Below are 16,701 nucleotides of genomic sequence, written 5' to 3'. Positions count from 1 at the left end.
ACATGAACGCTGCTTCTACCCCTGCCATCAACACGGCGGACCTCTACGACGAGCGCGGCGATGAGCTGGCATCCGTTGCGCTGCAGTTCCAGTCCCTGGGCGGCCGAACGCACTTCTCCGGGCAGGCCCGGACCATCCGCTGCTTCCAGGACAACGCCCTGGTGAAGTCCACCCTGGCAACCCCGGGCAGCGGCAACGTCCTCGTGGTGGACGGCGGCGGCTCGCTGGGGACGGCTCTGATGGGTGACATGATCGCCGAAAGCGCCGTGGCGAACGGCTGGGCCGGCGTCGTCATCAACGGAGCGATCCGGGACCGAGAAGCGATTGCCCGGCTGGACCTCGGCGTCAAGGCACTGGGCAGCAACCCGTGCAAGAGTGCCAAGGCCGGCGCCGGCGAAGTCGACGTGGACGTGGAGATTGACGGCGTGACCATCCGGACCGGCGTGATGATCTGGTGCGACCCGGACGGGATTCTCGTGGAGCGCTGATCGCCTCCCGGGGCAAAGACCGGGAACTTTCCGCTTCGAGGGAATAGGCCGGGGCGTAGGATAGTTACTGAAAGCAACTATCGCTTGTCACCCTTCCTTGGAGCACCCATGTCCAAACCCACTGCCGCGCGCGCCGCCGGAGAAGCCCTGACGCAGCGCCAAATTGTCACCGTGATGGTGGGCCTGATGCTGGGCATGTTTCTGGCATCGCTTGACCAGACCATCGTGTCCACGTCCATCTACACCATCGCCAACGACCTGGGCGGGCTCTCGCTCCAGGCTTGGGCCACCACCGCGTACCTCATTACCTCCACCGTCAGCACCCCGCTGTACGGCAAGCTGAGCGACATCTTTGGCCGCCGCCCGCTGTACTTGACCGCCATCGTGATCTTCCTGGCGGGATCCCTGTACGCAGGCTCGGTCCACTCCATGACCGAACTGGCCGTGGCCCGCGGCGTCCAGGGCCTGGGTGCCGGCGGCCTGCTGGCACTGGCCCTGACCATCATCGGCGACATCGTGTCCTTGAAGGACCGCTCCAAATACCAGGGCTACTTCATGTCCGTGTTCGGCATCTCCTCGGTGCTGGGACCCGTAGTGGGCGGCGCGTTTGCCGGTTCCACCAACATCCTCGGCTTCGAGGGCTGGCGCTGGGTGTTCTTTATCAACCTGCCCATCGGCCTGGCCGCGCTGACTGTGGTCTTCCTGTTCCTGCACCTGCCCGCCAAGCACGTGAAGCAGAAAATCGACTACTGGGGTGCGGCCGCCATCACCCTGGCCATCGTGCCCCTCCTGCTGGTGGCCGAACAGGGCCGCAGCTGGGGCTGGGCGTCCCTGAACTCCTTCCTCTGCTACGGCCTCGGCGTAGTGGGCATCGCCTGGTTCCTGCTGGCCGAAAAGCGAGCCGGGGACTACGCACTGATCCCGCTTCGGCTGTTCCGGAACGCCACGTTCGGCCTGTCCTCGCTGCTGAACTTCATCATCGGCATCGGCATGTTCGGGGCCATCGCCATGCTCCCGATGTACCTGCAGCTGGTCAAGGGCCTCACCCCCACCGAGGCCGGCCTGATGATGATCACCTTCACCATCGGCATCCTCAGCGGCTCAATCACGGCCGGCCGCACCATTTCATCGTCCGGCACCTACCGCATCTTCCCCATCATGGGCACGGCCATCCTCACTGCCGCCGCCGTGGCGATGGGGCTGTCGCTGGGCGTGGACACCGACCTGTGGGTTCCGGGACTGATCGCGGTGTTCTTCGGCATGGGCCTGGGCTTCTGCATGCAGCCGCTCACCCTGGCCATGCAGGTGTCCGTGCCGCGCCGGGACATGGGCGTGGGCACCTCCTCCGCCGCGTTCTTCCGCTCCATGGGGGGCGCAGTAGGAACTGCCGTGTTCATCTCCATGCTGTTCAGCCTGGCCGCCGGGCGGATTGCAGACACCATGAAGACCGCCATGGGAAATGCCGACTACCAGGCGGTCCTTCAGGATCCCGCGGTAGCCGCGGACCCCGCCAACGCAAAGCTTTACGAGTTCTTCCGGAACGGGGCCTCCAACGAGTCCCTTAACGACACGAGCTGGCTCCACACCGCCAACAGCACGCTGACCCGCCCCATCACCGAGGGCTTCGCGTACGCGATCGACACCGTGATGCTCACGGCTGCCGTGCTCACCGGCGTCGCGTTCCTGATCAGCTTCGCGCTGCCGAACAAAAAGCTCACGGACCAGAAGGCATCCACCGAGGACAGCGCAGCGGCCATGGCCCACTGAAACGCGCGCTCACTTTTGGCACGAATTTTACAGACGCGCGCTCATATCTCAGCTGCTAAACGGAACCCTCCCCCACGTCAAGTGCGGGAGGGTTCCCCCTTTTCCCCCGGTAAGTGGTGAGCACGGTCAGCGTACGACGGCGGCGCCTCCGGCCGTCGTCGTCTTCTGCCTAAGGGGGCGAAGGTCGCCAAGTGGAACCTCGGGCGGTGGCGTGGAACACTGTGTAACGCGTGTGCGCCGGCCGGGTGGCCGGTTCCGCAGCCGACGACGTCCGCACCGCATCCACCGAACCCCAGACCAAGGGAGAACCATGCCCACTGCCCAGGAGCAGACAACCGCCCAGATACCGCGGCGGGTGATCTGGCTGGCGCTTGCAGGTGCGGTGGGCGGGTTCCTGTTCGGCTTTGATTCGTCCGTGGTGAACGGCGCCGTGGATGCCATGAAGGATGAGTTCGCGTTGTCGGAGGCTGTCACTGGTTTCGCCGTGGCCATCGCCCTGCTGGGCTGCGCCGCCGGTGCGTACCTGGCCGGCAAGGTCGCCGACCGCTATGGCCGCATTCCCGCCATGAAGCTGGGTGCGCTGCTCTTCCTGGTCAGCGCCCTCGGCACCGGCTTCGCCTTCAGCGTCTGGGACCTGATTTTCTGGCGCCTGGTGGGTGGGCTGGGCATCGGCCTGGCCTCGGTGATTGCCCCGGCGTACATCTCAGAGATTTCGCCGCGCAAGGTCCGGGGCCGTCTCGCCTCGCTGCAGCAGCTTGCCATCACCACGGGCATCTTCGCCGCCCTGCTGTCTGACGCGCTGTTCGCCACCAGCGCCGGCGGCGCCGACCAGGCGTTCTGGCTGGGGATCGAGGCCTGGCGCTGGATGTTCCTGGCCGCCGCCCTGCCCGCAGTGGTGTACGGCTGGGTGGCCTACACCCTGCCCGAATCCCCGCGTTTCCTGGTGTTCCTGGGCAAGGAGGACGAAGCCCGCGAGGTCTTTGACTCGATCGCTCCTGCCGAGGACACAGACCGGCACATCCGCGAGATCCGTGAAGCGATCGAAGAGGACAAACTGGCCGGCCAGAAGGGTTCGCTGCGCGGCAAGACCTTCGGCCTGCAGGCGGTTGTCTGGGTGGGTATCATCCTGTCCGTCCTGCAGCAGTTCGTGGGAATCAATGTGATTTTCTATTACTCCACCACGCTGTGGAAGGCGGTGGGCTTCCAGGAGAAGGACTCGCTCACCATCTCGGTGGCCACCTCCGTCACCAACATCCTGGTCACCCTTGTGGCCATCGCGCTGGTGGACCGCATCGGCCGCCGCCCCATCCTGCTGGCGGGTTCGGTGGGTATGGCCGTGTCTTTGGCTGCCATGGCCCTGGCGTTCTCCTCGGCTGTCGGCTCCGGCTCGGAGATTTCCCTGCCGGGAGCGTGGGGACCGGTGGCACTGGTGGCGGCGAACGTTTTTGTGGTCAGCTTCGGCGCGTCCTGGGGTCCGCTGGTGTGGGTCCTCCTGGGTGAGATCTTCCCGTCCCGGATCCGCGCCCGCGCACTTGGCCTGGCCGCCGCCGCGCAGTGGGTGGCGAACTTTGCCATCACGCTGAGCTTCCCGGTCATGGCCGCGGGTTCGCTGCCGCTGACGTACGCCATGTACGCGCTGTTCGCGGCGGCGTCGTTCTTCTTTGTGATGTTCAAGGTGCCGGAGACCAACGGCATGTCCCTGGAGCAGGCCGAGACGCTGTTTGTGGCCAAGGGCTCTAAGAAGGACTAGCAACCTGCACCCCTACCCGGCGCAGTGAGGCACCTTCCAACAGACATTGCACCATGGAATTCCAGGGTGCAATGTCTGTTTAAGGGTGCCCTGCGGTAGGAGCGAAGCCCGCGGTCAGGCGAAGTAGACGCCGATCCGGTTGCCGTCGATGTCTTCAATCCGGATGTCGATGTCGTATACGTCGCGGAGCATTGCCTGCTGCATGATCTGCCGGGGGCTGCCCTGGTGGACCAGCCGCCCGTCCTTCATGGCCAGGATGGTGTCCGAGTAGCAGGACGCGAAGTTGATGTCATGGACCACCAGGACGATGGTTTTCCCGAACTCGTCGGCCAGCCGGCGCAGGAGCCGCATCATCTCCACCGAGTGCTTCATGTCCAGGTTGTTCAACGGCTCATCCAGCAGCAGGTACTGGGTGTCCTGCGCCAGAACCATGGCGATGAACGCCCGCTGGCGCTGGCCGCCGGAGAGCTCGTCTACGAATTTGTCCGCCATGGGCGTCAGGTCCAGGTGGGCGATGGCCTCCTGGACCTTGGCCAGGTCCTCCACCGTGGGCCGGCCGCCGGAGTGGGGAAAGCGGCCAAAAGCCACGAGGTCCCGCACGGTCAGCCGCATGGTCAGGTGGTTCTCCTGCCGCAGGATGGCCATGGTCTTGGCCAGTTCCCGGCTGTCCGTGGAGGCGATGTCGAGCCCGGCCACGGAGACAGCGCCGGCCTCAAGCGGCTGGAGCCTGCTGATCAGTGAGAGCAGGGTGGACTTTCCCGCCCCGTTGGGACCGATGATGGAGGTGATGCCGCCCTGCGGGATCACGCAGCTCACGTCATCGAGGACTGCCTGGCCGCTGTAGCTCTTGGAGACGTTCCGGACGTCGATCATGGCCGGGCTCCCCGGGTTACGGCCAGGCTTCGGGCGCCGGGCAGAGGACAGGTCATTTCAAGGACCCCTTCAGGAGGAGGTAAAGGAACAGGATGCCGCCGGCGAATTCGATGACCACGCTCAGGGCCGTGCCGAAACCGAACACCTTCTCCAGCAGCAGCTGCCCACCCACCAGGGCGACAGCGCCGATCAGCACCACGATGGGCAGCAGCCAGGCATGGCTGAAGCCGCGGCACAGCTGGTAGCCCAGGCTCACCACCAGCAACCCGAAGAACGTCACAGGCCCCACCAGCGCGGTGGACACCGCCACCAGCAGCGAGCACCCGAGCAGCACGCGCATCACCACTTTGCGGTGGTCCACGCCCACGTTGATGGCAACATCCCGGCCCAATGCCAAGACATCCAACGTGTGCCGGGCCCGCCACACAAGGGTACAAACAACGGCAACCAGGACCGCCGAGACACCCAGCAGCGCGGGGTCCACGTTGTTGAAACTGGCAAAAAACAGGTCCTGGAGGATGATGAACTCGCTTGGCTCCATCAGCCGCTGCAGCAGCGAGGACAGTCCGCGGAACAGACTCCCCAGGATGACACCCACCAGCAGGAGCAGATGGAGGGACCGGGTGGCACCCGTGAACATCCAGCGGTACAGCAGCGCACTGAACGCCACCATCAGCAGCACTTCGACGCCGAACTGCAGCGTGGGTGCCGCGGCCACCACCGCGGCGGCCCCCAGCGTGAAGGCCATGGACGTCTGCACCAGGATGTACAGCGAATCGAAGCCCATGATGGACGGCGTGAGGATGCGGTTGGCGGTGACGGTCTGGAACAGCAGCGTGGACACGCCCACAGCAACGGCCACCAGGAGCATGGCGGCCACCTTGATGGCGCGGCGCGGCAGGATATAGCCCACGTTGCCCTTGAGTTCGAAGAACAGGAAGAAGAGTACGACGGCGGCTGTGGCCGCGAGCAGGACGCCCACCACCAGCCGGGGCGAGGCGTTGCGGATGGCGGCTTTGAGCTTCCGTGGCATCCCCGCCGTCGGACCTTTTGCGGCTGGCTTCTTCACGGGCGGCAGCAGCGTTGTGCTTTCAGGCATTGCGCTTCCTCAGGATCAGGGCGAGGAAGAGAATGGCGCCCAGCACGGACATCACCATTCCCACGGGGACCTCATAGGGGTAACGGATGGTCCGGCCGATGATGTCGCACATCAGCACGAACGCGGCTCCGAAGAGGGCCGTCCAGGGCACGGCGCGGCGGAGGTTGTCGCCGAAGATGAGGGACACGATGTTCGGCACCACCAGTCCCAGGAAGGGAACGGCGCCCACGGTGGTGACCACCACGGCCGAGATCAGCGAGACGATGATCAGTCCCAGGCGCATGGTCCGGCCGTAGTTCAGGCCGAGGTTGGTGGTGAAGTCCTGGCCCATGCCGGCAACGGTGAACCGGTCGGCGGCGAGCAGTCCCAGCAGCATCAGGACGGCGACGATCCAGAGCAGCTCGTACCGGCCGCGCAGGACGCCGGAGAAGTCGCCGATCATCCAGTTGCTCAGGGTCTGCAGCAGGTCGTAGCGGTAGGCGAAAAACGTGGTGACGGCGGCGATGACGCCGCCCAGCATGATTCCCACCAGCGGGATAAGCAGGGTGTTGCGGGCAGGCAGCCGCCGCAGGATGGCCAAAAAGAGGGCGGTACCCAGCAATGCAAAGGCGCTGGCCACGAGCATTTTCATCAGCACCGGGGCCTGCGGGGCGAAGACGGTGACCACCAGGATCCCCAGGGTGGCGGATTCAACCGTTCCCACCGTGGAGGGCTCCACGAAGCGGTTCCGAGCCATGAGCTGCATGATCAGGCCGGCAACGGCCACCGCCATCCCGGCGAGCAGCACGGCGAGGGTCCGGGGAACACGGGATATCCAGAAGACCTCCACCGTGGCCGGGTCCCCCGCCAGGAGGACTGGAAGCGAGACGTCGCTGACGCCCACAAACATGCTGGCGGCCGCGAGGACAAGGATTGCACCTGCGGCCGCAGCCAGGCCTGCAGTGTGGCGGGCCTGGCTGCGGGTTGCCGGCGCAAGCGGGCGCACGGCGGTGGCGGTCATGGGCGTCGAACCAGGTTGGCAGCGTCAGGCCACGGAGTCGGCGACGGCGTCCACCATGGCCTTGACGTTGTTCAGGCCGTAGCCCACGATGTACCAGCCGGCGGGGTCGAGGTTGATGACTTTGTTGTTCTTGGCGGCGTTGGTGGACTGGACGAGTTCGTTGTCGAGGATGGGGTTGGCGGCGGAAGCTTCGGTGCCTACCGCGGTGTCGCGGTTGATCACGTAAAGGATGTCCGGGTTGGCCTGCTTGATGTATTCGAAGGAAATTGCTTCACCGTGGCTGCCGTCAACCTTGACGTCGGCGGCCGTGGGAACGCCCAGGACGTCGTGGATGATGCCGAAGCGTGAGCCCGCGCCGTAAGCGGTCACTTCGCCGCCGGAGGTCAGGACGATGAGGCCATTGCCGGCATTGGCAGCCTTGGCCTTGGTCTCGGCGATGGTGGTGTCCACGGCGGCGAGCTTCTCTTCCACTTCTGCTGACTTATCGAAGATGGTCCCGAGCTTTTCGGTCTGGGCCCTGAAGCTGTCCAGCGGCTGTTTCGCATCAATGGACAGGTCGATGGTGGGGGCGATCTTGCTCAGTTCCTCATAGGCGCCGGCTGTGCGGCCGGAGATGATGATGAGGTCCGGGTCGCCGGCGCTGACGGCTTCGAAGTCAGGCTCCTTCAGGGAACCGATCTTGGTGTACTTCGCGTCGGCGAACTTGCTGAGCGCCTCCGGGTAGGCGGCTTCGGGCACGCCCGCGGGCTCGACGCCCAGCGCCTCCAGGGTGTCCAGTACGCCGAGATCGAACGTGAAGACCTTCTCCGGGTTGACGGGGACGTTGGCGGTGCTGCCCTGGGCGTGCTCCACGGTGATGGTGGCCGGCTCCTCGGCGGGCGTCGCCGTCGCGCTTCCTCCACAGGCGGTGACGGTCAAAAGTGCCGCTCCCGCCGCAAGTGCCCCCACGTAGCTCGACAGCTTCTTCTTCACGTTTATCTCCGCTCGGCTAATACGTCACAACTTTGTTGCCTAATGAAACAGAGCCTATAAGTAAGGGAAGGCTAACTTCAAAACGGGAGCGGCCGTAATTCCCCATAAGTGGGAGAGGTCACACAAAACGACGCCGGCACCCAGGTGAGTGCCGGCGTCGTGATGTGAGCGAGCGTTGGCTGGATGCCCGCAGGATCTGAGCGCGCGTCGCCTTAATAGCTGCAGTAAGTGAGCGCGCGTCGGGGCCCGGCTCGGCTTAGGCGGGGGTGCGGGTGACCTCCGCTTGCCGCTCCTCCACAAGTGTGGAGACGGCGTTGAAAAGCGGGTGCCCGGGCTCCAGGCCGGTGATCCGGGCAGTGGCCTCTTCCGGGCCGGTCGACGCCAGGATGCCGGCCAGCTCTGTTGCCTCGGCATCAGCGGGATCGGTAAACCGCAGGGCGCCGGCGATGGCGCCGAGGAGCGCCTCCGGCACCACACCGCGTTCGGCCAGTTCTGCGGCCGGTCCGATAAACCGCTCGTGCCGGCTCAGCTTGCGGAGCGGAGCGCGCCCCACCCGGTTCACGGTATCGGGCAGGTACGGGTTGGAGAACCGGACCAGGATCTTCTGGACGTAGGCCTCCTGCTCGTCATTGCTGAAGCCGTGTTTTGCCACCAGGAGCTGCTTGGTTTCCTCCAGCACCGCCCGGACGTCCTCGGCAACGTCCTGGTCCGCCATGGCGTCGGAAATTTTCTCCAAACCCGCCTCGTATCCGAAGTAGGCAGCCGAAGCGTGGCCGGTGTTGACGGTGAACAGCTTCCGCTCGATGTAGGGCGAGAGCTCGTCCACAAAGGTGGCGCCTGGAATTTCCGGGGCGGCACCGGCAAAGGCGGTGCGGTCGATGACCCATTCGTAGAACGTCTCCACCGTGACGTCCAGGCCCTGGCCGGCTTCCTGGTTGGGGACGATGCGGTCCACGGCGGTGTTGGCGAACACCGCTTTGCCGTCCAGCACCCCGGCGGTGGCACCCGGCTGGGAGGCCACCTCCTTGGCCAGGATGTCCGTGGCGTTAATGGCGTTCTCGCAGGCCATCACCTGCAGCGGGGCCAGCCCGGTCCCCCTTGCCACGATGCCCCTGGCGATGGCCGGAGCCACGAACTTGAGGATGTGCGGCCCCACTGCGGTGGTGACGATGTCCGCCGTCGCGATTTCCGCGATGAGCTCTTCCTCCTGCGTGTTGGAATTCAACGCCCGGAAGTTGTTCACGGTCCGCACCGCGGGGTTCTCCCCCACTTCGTGTACGGCGTAGCTGTCCGCTGTGGCGAGCTGGTTGATGAGCTCCTCGGCGACGTCGGCGAACACCACCTCGTAGCCTGCGTTGTGCAGGAGCAGGCCCACGAAGCCCCGCCCAATGTTTCCGGCGCCGAAATGTACTGCCTTCACTATGCGTTGACCTTTCCGAAGAGCTCCAGGACCTCGTCCTCGGACGTTGCGGCCTCCAGCCGGGCCACCTGTTCCTTGTTGGTGAAGACCTTCGCGATGGAGGACAGGATGTGCAGGTGTTCGTTGTTGATGCCGGCCACGCCCACGACGAACTTGACCTGCTTGCCGTTCCAGTCGATGCCTTCCGGATAGCGGATCACGGACACTGCGGACTTCCGGATGTGGTCCTTCGCCGCGTTGGTTCCGTGCGGGATGGCCAGGAAGCTGCCCATGTACGTGGACACTGACTGCTCGCGCTCGTGCATGGCCCGGACGTAATCCTCGTCCACGGCGCCGCGGGCCAGCAGGAGTCGGCCGGCTTCGTCGATGGCGGCGTCACGGGTAGTGGCCGTTCCGCGGAGCACTACGCTTTCCCGGGCCAGGATTTCGGCGGTTCCAGTTGCTGACGCTTCGGTTTCGGATGTTCCGACGGCGGTGCCTGCGGCAGCTCCGCCGGCTACGACCGTCGCGGGTCCGGAGGCGGAGGCTCCGCCCGGCGTTCCCGCACCGGCGTCCGGGCCTTCCGTTGCCACGGAACCTTCGGTGTTGCTATCCCTGACCAGCTCCACGATCTCGTCGTATTCCGGACTGCTCATGAAATTGTCAACGGAGTAGTGGACCGCGCTGGACGTGGCCGGCTTGGCGCGTTCGGTCAGGTCCTGGTGGGTGACCACAACGTCATAGTCGTCCTTGAGGTTGGCGATGGAGGCGTTGGTGACCTTCACGTCCGGGAAGCCGGCAGCCTTGATCTTGTTGCGCAGCACGGAGGCTCCCATGGCACTCGAGCCCATGCCGGCGTCGCAAGCGAAAACAATGTTCCGCACCGGTCCCGCCAGTACGCCAACCCCGCCGCCACCGGCAGCGGCGCCTGCGCCAGTGAGGGTGGACGAAACGGAGCTCTTCTTGCCCTTCATCTGCTCCATCCTGGAGGTGGCAGCGTTCAGGTCGCCCTCATCGCTGTGGCGGGTGGTCTTCATGATGACCGAGGCCACCAGGAAGGACACCGCCGTGGCCAGCAGGACCGCGAGGATGACGCCGATGTAGCTGTCACGTGAGGTCTGGGCAAGAACAGCGAAAATGGAACCCGGGGCTGCCGGTGCAACCAGGCCGGAGTTGGTGATGGCAAGGGTGGCGATGCCGGTCATGCCGCCGGCGATGGCAGCCAGGATCAGCAGTGGGCGCATCAGCACGTACGGGAAGTAGATCTCGTGGATGCCGCCCAGGAAGTGGATGATGGCGGCACCGGGGGCGGACGCCTTGGCGGCGCCGCGGCCGAAGAACATGTAAGCCAGCAGGATGCCAAGGCCCGGGCCCGGGTTGGCCTCAAGCAGGAACAGGATCGACTTGCCCTGCTCCAGTGACTGCTGGACGCCCAGTGGGGTCAGCACGCCGTGGTTGATGGCGTTGTTGAGGAAGAGGACCTTTGCAGGTTCGATAAAAATGCTGGTCAGCGGCAGCAGGCCGTTGTTGACCAGGAACTGGACCACATTGCCGGCACCGGCGCTGAACGCCGAGACCACCGGAGCGATCGCATAGAAGCCGAGCATGGCGAGCAGTGCACCCCAGATGCCTGCCGAGAAGTTGTTGACCAGCATCTCGAAGCCGGGGCGGATCTTGCCGTCCCAGATCGAATCGATCTTCTTCATGGTCCAGCCGCCCAGCGGGCCCATGATCATGGCGCCGATGAACATGGGGATGCCTGCACCCACAATCACGCCCATGGTGCCGATGGCGCCCACCACGCCGCCGCGGACGTCGTAGACCATCTTGCCGCCGGTGTAGCCGATCAGGAGGGGCAGCAGGTACGTGATCATCGGCCCTACGAGGCCTGTGTTCGGCACGCCGTTTGTCTCGCCGAATCCGCCCAGCTGCGGAACAGGCAGCCAGCCCTTCTCAATGAAGAGAGCCGTGATGAGGCCCCAGGCGATGAACGCGCCGATGTTGGGCATGATCATTCCGGACAGGAACGTCCCGAATTTCTGGACGCCAACCCGCATGCTGGTACGGGGTTTCGCAACTGTCTCTGTTGCCATGTGATTTCCTAACCGTCATTCCCGCTGCTCCGCAGGATGGTCCGATACTTACAACGACGTACTGGTGGAACTGTGTGGCGCTTTTCAGCCGGCCGGGCTGGTGGAGATCCGGTGAAGCCATTCGAGGAAGAGTTTGAGTTCCGAGCTGGAGAGCTGGTCTGAGTGCGAGGCCTGAAGTGCGGCGTTCAGGGCGATCGCTGCCACCACCACCGAAGATTTTCCGGCGCTGCCCGGGGCCGCGCCGTTGGCGGGCTCCGCGGACACCGCGAAGATCATGGCGTCCCGGGTCATGGTGGACAGTTCTAGGTTCCGGTCGGAGGCGGGTTCCGCAATCAGCATCAGCGTCACGCCCACGTTCGCCGCCAGGATGGACCTGGCCGCCTCCCTGGGCTGGACGTTCAGCTGGCCCGCCACCGCTGCCTTGTTCAGCATCTCCTCCATCAGCGCCTCGGCATCGGCAACGATGGCGGGGCGGCTTTCCGGGCGGATATTGCCGAACATCACCAGGTACAGCTCCGGCTGGTTGAGCCCGAACTGCACGTGGTTGTCCCACATTCTCCGGATATCCTCGAGCGGCTGTCCGGAGGGGGCGAAGTCCCTTTCGCCCGCAACATATTCTTCAAACCCTGCGGCGACGACGGCGTCAAACAAGCCTTCCTTGTCACCGAAGTGGTGGTACAGCGTGGGCGCCGTCACCCCTGCCAGCTGCGTGATCTGGCGGGTGGAGACGGGCGCTCCCGCAGAATTTGCCAGCAGTTCTGCCGCTGCACGGAGCAGCCGCATTTTGGGGGGAAGCTGGCCATCCAAACTCATAACCGCTACCCTAGCACCTATAGCATTGCTATATGAACTGAATCACATACAATTTTTTTCAGGCACGTTTCCCGCTTCCGGACGTAGCAGTCCTCCGGCGGACCGGCATGACGCCGGACAACATCGGCGGGCCTGGCAACCGGCAGAGAATGAGGACCTTCAGTGCAGAACTTCCCAGGAGTAGGCGTCAGTCCAGGCCGCGTTATGGGCACCGTGCGGCAGATGCCCAAACCCATCAGCGAACCTCCAGCCGGCGAACAGCTGGCAGCAGGGACCACCGCCGAGGAAGCCACAGCAGCCCTGAAGGCGGCATCCCAGGCAGTGCATGACGAACTCAAGGCCCGCGCAGCCCACGCCACCGGCGACGGCAAAGCAGTCCTTGAAGCCACGGCGCTGATGGCCAAGGACACCATGCTGATCAAGGGTGCCGCCAAGCTCATTGCCCGCGGCATGTCGGGTGAGCGCGCCATCTGGGAGTCCGGCTCCTCCGTCTCGGAAATGCTGCACAACCTGGGCGGCTACATGGCCGAGCGCGCCACCGACGTCCTGGATGTGCGGGCCCGCATCGTCGCCGAACTGCGCGGTGTTCCCGCGCCCGGCATCCCCGCATCCAGCACCCCCTTTGTCCTGGTGGCCGAGGACCTGGCCCCGGCCGACACCGCCACCCTCGACCCGAACAAGGTCCTGGCCCTTGTCACCGCGGGCGGCGGGCCCCAGTCCCACACCGCCATCATCGCCCGCTCGCTCGGCCTTCCCGCCGTCGTTGCCGCCGTCGGCGTGGACGAGCTTCCGGACGGCACCGAAGTGTATGTTGACGGCGCGGCGGGCAGCATCACGTCCGAGCCTGACCAGTCCCTGCTGGCAGCAGCGGAGGCATGGGCGGCCACCGCTTCACTGCTGGCCGAGTTCAGCGGAACGGGCGCGACGGCGGATGGCCACCTTGTGCCGCTGCTCGCCAACGTGGGCGGCGGCAAGGACGCCGAGGCGGCCGCCAAGCTGGGCGCCCAGGGCGTGGGCCTCTTCCGCACCGAGTTCTGCTTCCTGGAACGGGATACCGAACCCTCCGTGGAAGAGCAGGCCGCGGCGTATAAGAGCGTATTTGACGCCTTCCCGGGCAAAAAAGTGGTCCTGCGGACGCTCGATGCCGGCGCCGACAAGCCGCTCCCGTTCCTGACCGACTCCACGGAGCCCAATCCCGCCCTGGGCGTCCGCGGCTACCGCACGGACTTCACCACCCCGGGCGTCCTGGACCGCCAGCTGGAAGCGATCGCGCTGGCCGAGAAGCAGTCGGAAGCGGATGTTTGGGTCATGGCGCCCATGATTTCGACGGCGGAAGAGGCTGCCCGCTTTGCCTCCATGTGCGCAGATGCCGGCATCAAGACCCCCGGCGTGATGGTGGAGGTCCCGTCCGCTGCCCTCACTGCTGAAGCCATCCTCCGCGAAGTGGGCTTCGCGAGCCTTGGCACCAACGACCTGACCCAGTACGCCATGGCCGCGGACCGCCAGCTTGGCCCGCTCGCCAACCTCAACACCCCCTGGCAGCCTGCAGTCCTGCGCCTGGTCGGGCTGACTGTGGAGGGCTCACGCGCCGAGGGGAGCAACAAACCCGTGGGCGTCTGCGGTGAGGCGGCCGCGGACCCGGCCCTCGCCGTCGTACTGACCGGCCTGGGCGTGGCAACGCTGTCCATGACCGCCCGGTCCCTTGCCGCAGTTGCAGCGGTGTTGAAGACGGTCACCCTGGATGAGGCGCAGCAGCTGGCCAAACTTGCCCTGTCTGCCCCCAGCGCCACCGAGGCGCGCGCGTGGGTGCGGGAAAAGCTGCCGGTACTGGAGGAACTCGGGCTCTGACGCCCCTGGCCCCGCCGTGATGGCGGGGGCCTCTGTCAGGCCGGGACGCCGAAGCCGTTGACGGCCCTGACCCAGCCGCTGATGGCCTGCGCAGCGGTTTCCGGGGCAGTGTGTTGGAAGACATGGCCTTGGCCCAGGATCTCGGCCATAGTTCCCTGGCGGGCAACCTCGGCGAGGTTCACGCACCAGGGGCGGCGGGCGATGGGGTCTTTGGTGCCGCGGAGCACCAGCACCGGCTGGGTGACCCCCGCGAGCCGTTCCTCCAGCGGGTATTCCATCATCACGGGCAATTCCGTCAGGTACCAGCGCGGGCCTGCCCGGAGGTAGTCGCTGAACACGATGGCGTTCGAGGTCAGCGACTCGCTGAACATCGAATCCCGCGTCAGTGCCATCGCCTGCCTGGCCACCGACTTCCTCGTGGTCTCCACCACCGGGCCCATCAGAACGACGCCGTCCACCCGCTCAGGTTCCTGCAGCGCCAGTTGCACTGCGAACTGTGTGCCCATGGAATGACCCACCGGGACATAATGATGGACTCCGGCTTCCGCGAGGACAGCGCTCACAAACGCCGCAAACTCTTCGATCTGCAACTGACGCCCGGGTTTTGACGACTTCCCGAAGCCGGGCAGGTCGAAGGAGTAGACGTCCGCTTCTTTTGCCAGTTCCTGATGCAACCGCGCCAGGTAGCGATGGGAAACACCGATGCCGTGCAGCAGCACATAAGTAGGCCGCGCTCCAGCCTCCCCCGGATGGACGGAGGCGTAGAGCCTTCCCTGTAAACCGCCGGATTGCACGTCTTTGCCATCACCTAATGCCATCAGCCGAGCTTACCGCCGGAGCGCGGGGCACACCGGCAGGCGGGGACGCACCGGTAGGCTGGAGCCATGGCACTGATTGCTCCCAGGATGGCCGGCGCACTCCCGCCCGAGGAGGCCGTGAGGCTCCAGCAAGCTCTGGCCGGCAGCGACGACATCACCGTTTTTGTGGACGGCACCGTCCACCGCCTGCCGCCCGTGGCGAAGGACGCCGTCGTCGACCTCCTGCAGCGGTTCAGCCGCGGCGAGGCGGTGACCGTGAGCAGCGTGGAGGAGATGCTGACCACCTCCAAGGCGGCAGAACTGGCGGGAATTTCGCACACCTACCTCCGCAACATGACGGACCGCGGGGAAATCCCTGTGGAGTACCGCGGCAGCCACCGCCGGATCCCATTGTCTGCGATCATGGCGTGGCTGGAGGGGCAGAAGAAGGACCGGCAGAAGAAGGCGGCTACGGATCAGGCTGCCGGCAATGAGGCCGACGGCGGCTGATCCTCGCGTCAGATCCGGGGCCGAAGTGCCCAGCGGCGCATTTTGAGGGCCGCGTGGAGTTCCAGCCGGGGCAGGCCCTTCAGCGGGTCCACGCCCAACAGCTGGCGGATCCGGCCCAGCCGGTTGTAGATGCTGCTGCGGTGCAGGTGGAGTTTCGCAGCCACGTCCTGGACGGAGCCGTCGTTGTCGTACAGGAGTTCCAGGACTGGAATCAGTTCACCGTTGCGGTCGTGGTCCTCGAGCATGCGGAAGTAGACGGATCCGGAGTCAGCCCAGGCGCCGGCCCCTCCTCCGGCGGAGGCCAGGAGCTGGTAAACGCCGGTGGACCGGCAGTCCACCAGTTCCCCGAGCTGGGGATCAACGGCAGCGGCCTGCGCAGCCACTTTTGATTGCCGGTAGGCCTCGGCGAGCTCCCGCGGCCTGGCAAACCCTTCGCTGATCCCCAGGATGATCCGGTGGACCGGCCGGCCGGAGCGCTTGGCCAACTCCAGCTGGTAATGGACCAGGACCTGCGCATGGTTCGCCCTTCCCGTTGACTCGCGGAACAGCACCACCGAGTGGGTTTCCGTGCCGGCGCTGAAGAGGGTTGCATCCACGCCGATCGTGGCCTGCAGCGCTGCCGACCGGTGGATCAGGGTGGACGCGACGGGATCGGGGCCGCCGGCCCAGCCGTCGGCATCGAGCACACTGACCATCTGCCACGGCCCGCGGCCCTGCACCTCCTTCCACCCTGCCACTGCCGCCACCGCGTTTGCTTCCCCGGCACACGCAGCCAGGAACTCCCGCTCACGCCCCCGCCGGAACTCGGACTCCGCGGTGTTCGAGTCGAGCAGCAGCCCGGAAAGCATCTCCAACTCGTTGTTGACTGACGGCAACTGGGTGAGGATCGCCGTCGGGTTTTCCTCCACGGAGTCCTGCTGCACCCAGAGGTAACCCACGCGGAAGCCACGGACCATCAGCGGCACACAAACACGCCCCAGCATTCCAAGGTGCGGGTTCGCCGGAACCACCACCGGCCGCACCGCTGTCGCAATGCCGTGGGACAGCTGCCAGGCACTCACGTCCGCCGGCACTTTTTTGCTGAGCAGGAAGTTCACGCGCACGCGGTCAGCATGGGACTGGTTCGAGCTGTAAGCCAGCAGCACGCCGTCCAGGTCCTCCAGGGACAGTCCGCGGCCCAGCTTTTGCGCCACCTGCTCAACCAGTTGTTCCACGCCCTGCTGCATGGGCCAACACTACTGCTTTTGCAGCCTGGGAGACGAACGAACACGAGGCGACACCTGACGCTCCGT

At 65.5% G+C, this 16,701-nt stretch carries 14 protein-coding genes; 5 read left to right on the top strand and 9 right to left on the bottom strand.

Going from position 1 to position 16,701, the window contains the following annotated elements:
* Positions 1 to 2: 2 nt before the first annotated feature.
* The 3 genes from rraA to AC50X7_RS09395 all read left to right on the top strand — a co-directional run bounded on the left by rraA (position 3) and on the right by AC50X7_RS09395 (position 4,005).
* Complete coding sequence (gene rraA, locus AC50X7_RS09405; RefSeq protein WP_494978759.1) at positions 3 to 488, top strand: ribonuclease E activity regulator RraA; 486 nt, start codon at positions 3 to 5, stop codon at positions 486 to 488.
* Between the two features lie 108 nt (positions 489 to 596).
* A complete protein-coding gene (locus AC50X7_RS09400) occupies positions 597 to 2,255 on the top strand; it encodes an MDR family MFS transporter (protein WP_494978758.1) in 1,659 nt (552 codons plus the stop codon).
* A 310-nt stretch (positions 2,256 to 2,565) separates the two neighbouring features.
* Positions 2,566 to 4,005: a sugar porter family MFS transporter gene (locus AC50X7_RS09395; RefSeq protein ID WP_307097697.1), complete on the top strand. Its 1,440-nt coding sequence runs from the start codon at positions 2,566 to 2,568 to the stop codon at positions 4,003 to 4,005.
* 114 nt (positions 4,006 to 4,119) lie between these two features.
* Here the strand turns inward: AC50X7_RS09395 and AC50X7_RS09390 are convergent, their stop codons facing one another.
* The 7 genes from AC50X7_RS09390 to AC50X7_RS09360 all read right to left on the bottom strand — a co-directional run bounded on the left by AC50X7_RS09390 (position 4,120) and on the right by AC50X7_RS09360 (position 12,254).
* Positions 4,120 to 4,878: an iron ABC transporter ATP-binding protein gene (locus AC50X7_RS09390; RefSeq protein WP_494978757.1), complete on the bottom strand. Its 759-nt coding sequence runs from the start codon at positions 4,876 to 4,878 to the stop codon at positions 4,120 to 4,122.
* A gap of 52 nt (positions 4,879 to 4,930) precedes the next feature.
* Positions 4,931 to 5,977, bottom strand: coding sequence for an iron chelate uptake ABC transporter family permease subunit (locus tag AC50X7_RS09385; RefSeq protein ID WP_494978756.1), 1,047 nt, complete (start codon positions 5,975 to 5,977; stop codon positions 4,931 to 4,933).
* The gene (locus AC50X7_RS09380) at positions 5,970 to 6,977 is read right to left on the bottom strand and encodes an ABC transporter permease (protein ID WP_494978755.1); all 1,008 of its coding nucleotides are present in this window, start codon (positions 6,975 to 6,977) and stop codon (positions 5,970 to 5,972) included. The genes AC50X7_RS09385 and AC50X7_RS09380 overlap by 8 nt, the downstream gene beginning before the upstream one ends.
* Positions 6,978 to 7,001: 24 nt before the next feature.
* Positions 7,002 to 7,949, bottom strand: coding sequence for a siderophore ABC transporter substrate-binding protein (locus AC50X7_RS09375; RefSeq protein WP_494978754.1), 948 nt, complete (start codon positions 7,947 to 7,949; stop codon positions 7,002 to 7,004).
* A gap of 256 nt (positions 7,950 to 8,205) precedes the next feature.
* The gene (locus AC50X7_RS09370; RefSeq protein WP_494978753.1) at positions 8,206 to 9,369 is read right to left on the bottom strand and encodes a mannitol-1-phosphate 5-dehydrogenase; all 1,164 of its coding nucleotides are present in this window, start codon (positions 9,367 to 9,369) and stop codon (positions 8,206 to 8,208) included.
* Positions 9,369 to 11,441: a PTS mannitol transporter subunit IICBA gene (locus AC50X7_RS09365; protein ID WP_494978752.1), complete on the bottom strand. Its 2,073-nt coding sequence runs from the start codon at positions 11,439 to 11,441 to the stop codon at positions 9,369 to 9,371. Before AC50X7_RS09365 ends, AC50X7_RS09370 begins: the two co-directional genes overlap by 1 nt.
* Before the next feature lie 84 nt (positions 11,442 to 11,525).
* Positions 11,526 to 12,254: a TetR/AcrR family transcriptional regulator gene (locus AC50X7_RS09360; RefSeq protein ID WP_307097688.1), complete on the bottom strand. Its 729-nt coding sequence runs from the start codon at positions 12,252 to 12,254 to the stop codon at positions 11,526 to 11,528.
* A gap of 162 nt (positions 12,255 to 12,416) precedes the next feature.
* Here AC50X7_RS09360 and ptsP point away from each other — a divergent pair, with 162 nt between their 5' ends.
* Positions 12,417 to 14,102 carry a phosphoenolpyruvate--protein phosphotransferase gene (gene ptsP, locus AC50X7_RS09355; RefSeq protein WP_494978751.1) on the top strand — a complete coding sequence of 562 codons (1,686 nt, stop codon included), beginning with the start codon at positions 12,417 to 12,419 and terminating at the stop codon, positions 14,100 to 14,102.
* Between the two features lie 35 nt (positions 14,103 to 14,137).
* On the opposite strand, the gene AC50X7_RS09350 is transcribed toward ptsP, so the two are convergent.
* Positions 14,138 to 14,920 carry an alpha/beta fold hydrolase gene (locus AC50X7_RS09350; RefSeq protein ID WP_494978750.1) on the bottom strand — a complete coding sequence of 261 codons (783 nt, stop codon included), beginning with the start codon at positions 14,918 to 14,920 and terminating at the stop codon, positions 14,138 to 14,140.
* A gap of 66 nt (positions 14,921 to 14,986) precedes the next feature.
* Between AC50X7_RS09350 and AC50X7_RS09345 the strand changes: the two genes are divergently transcribed.
* Positions 14,987 to 15,409: a helix-turn-helix domain-containing protein gene (locus tag AC50X7_RS09345; protein WP_494978749.1), complete on the top strand. Its 423-nt coding sequence runs from the start codon at positions 14,987 to 14,989 to the stop codon at positions 15,407 to 15,409.
* 8 nt (positions 15,410 to 15,417) lie between these two features.
* On the opposite strand, the gene AC50X7_RS09340 is transcribed toward AC50X7_RS09345, so the two are convergent.
* The gene (locus tag AC50X7_RS09340) at positions 15,418 to 16,635 is read right to left on the bottom strand and encodes a PucR family transcriptional regulator (RefSeq protein ID WP_494978748.1); all 1,218 of its coding nucleotides are present in this window, start codon (positions 16,633 to 16,635) and stop codon (positions 15,418 to 15,420) included.
* Between the last annotated feature and the right edge of the window lie 66 nt (positions 16,636 to 16,701).

The sequence above is a fragment of the Pseudarthrobacter sp. Hb11 genome (assembly GCF_059383655.1).
The sequence above is the reverse complement of the archived record's forward strand: the minus strand, read 5'-3'. Positions and strand labels throughout refer to the sequence as shown.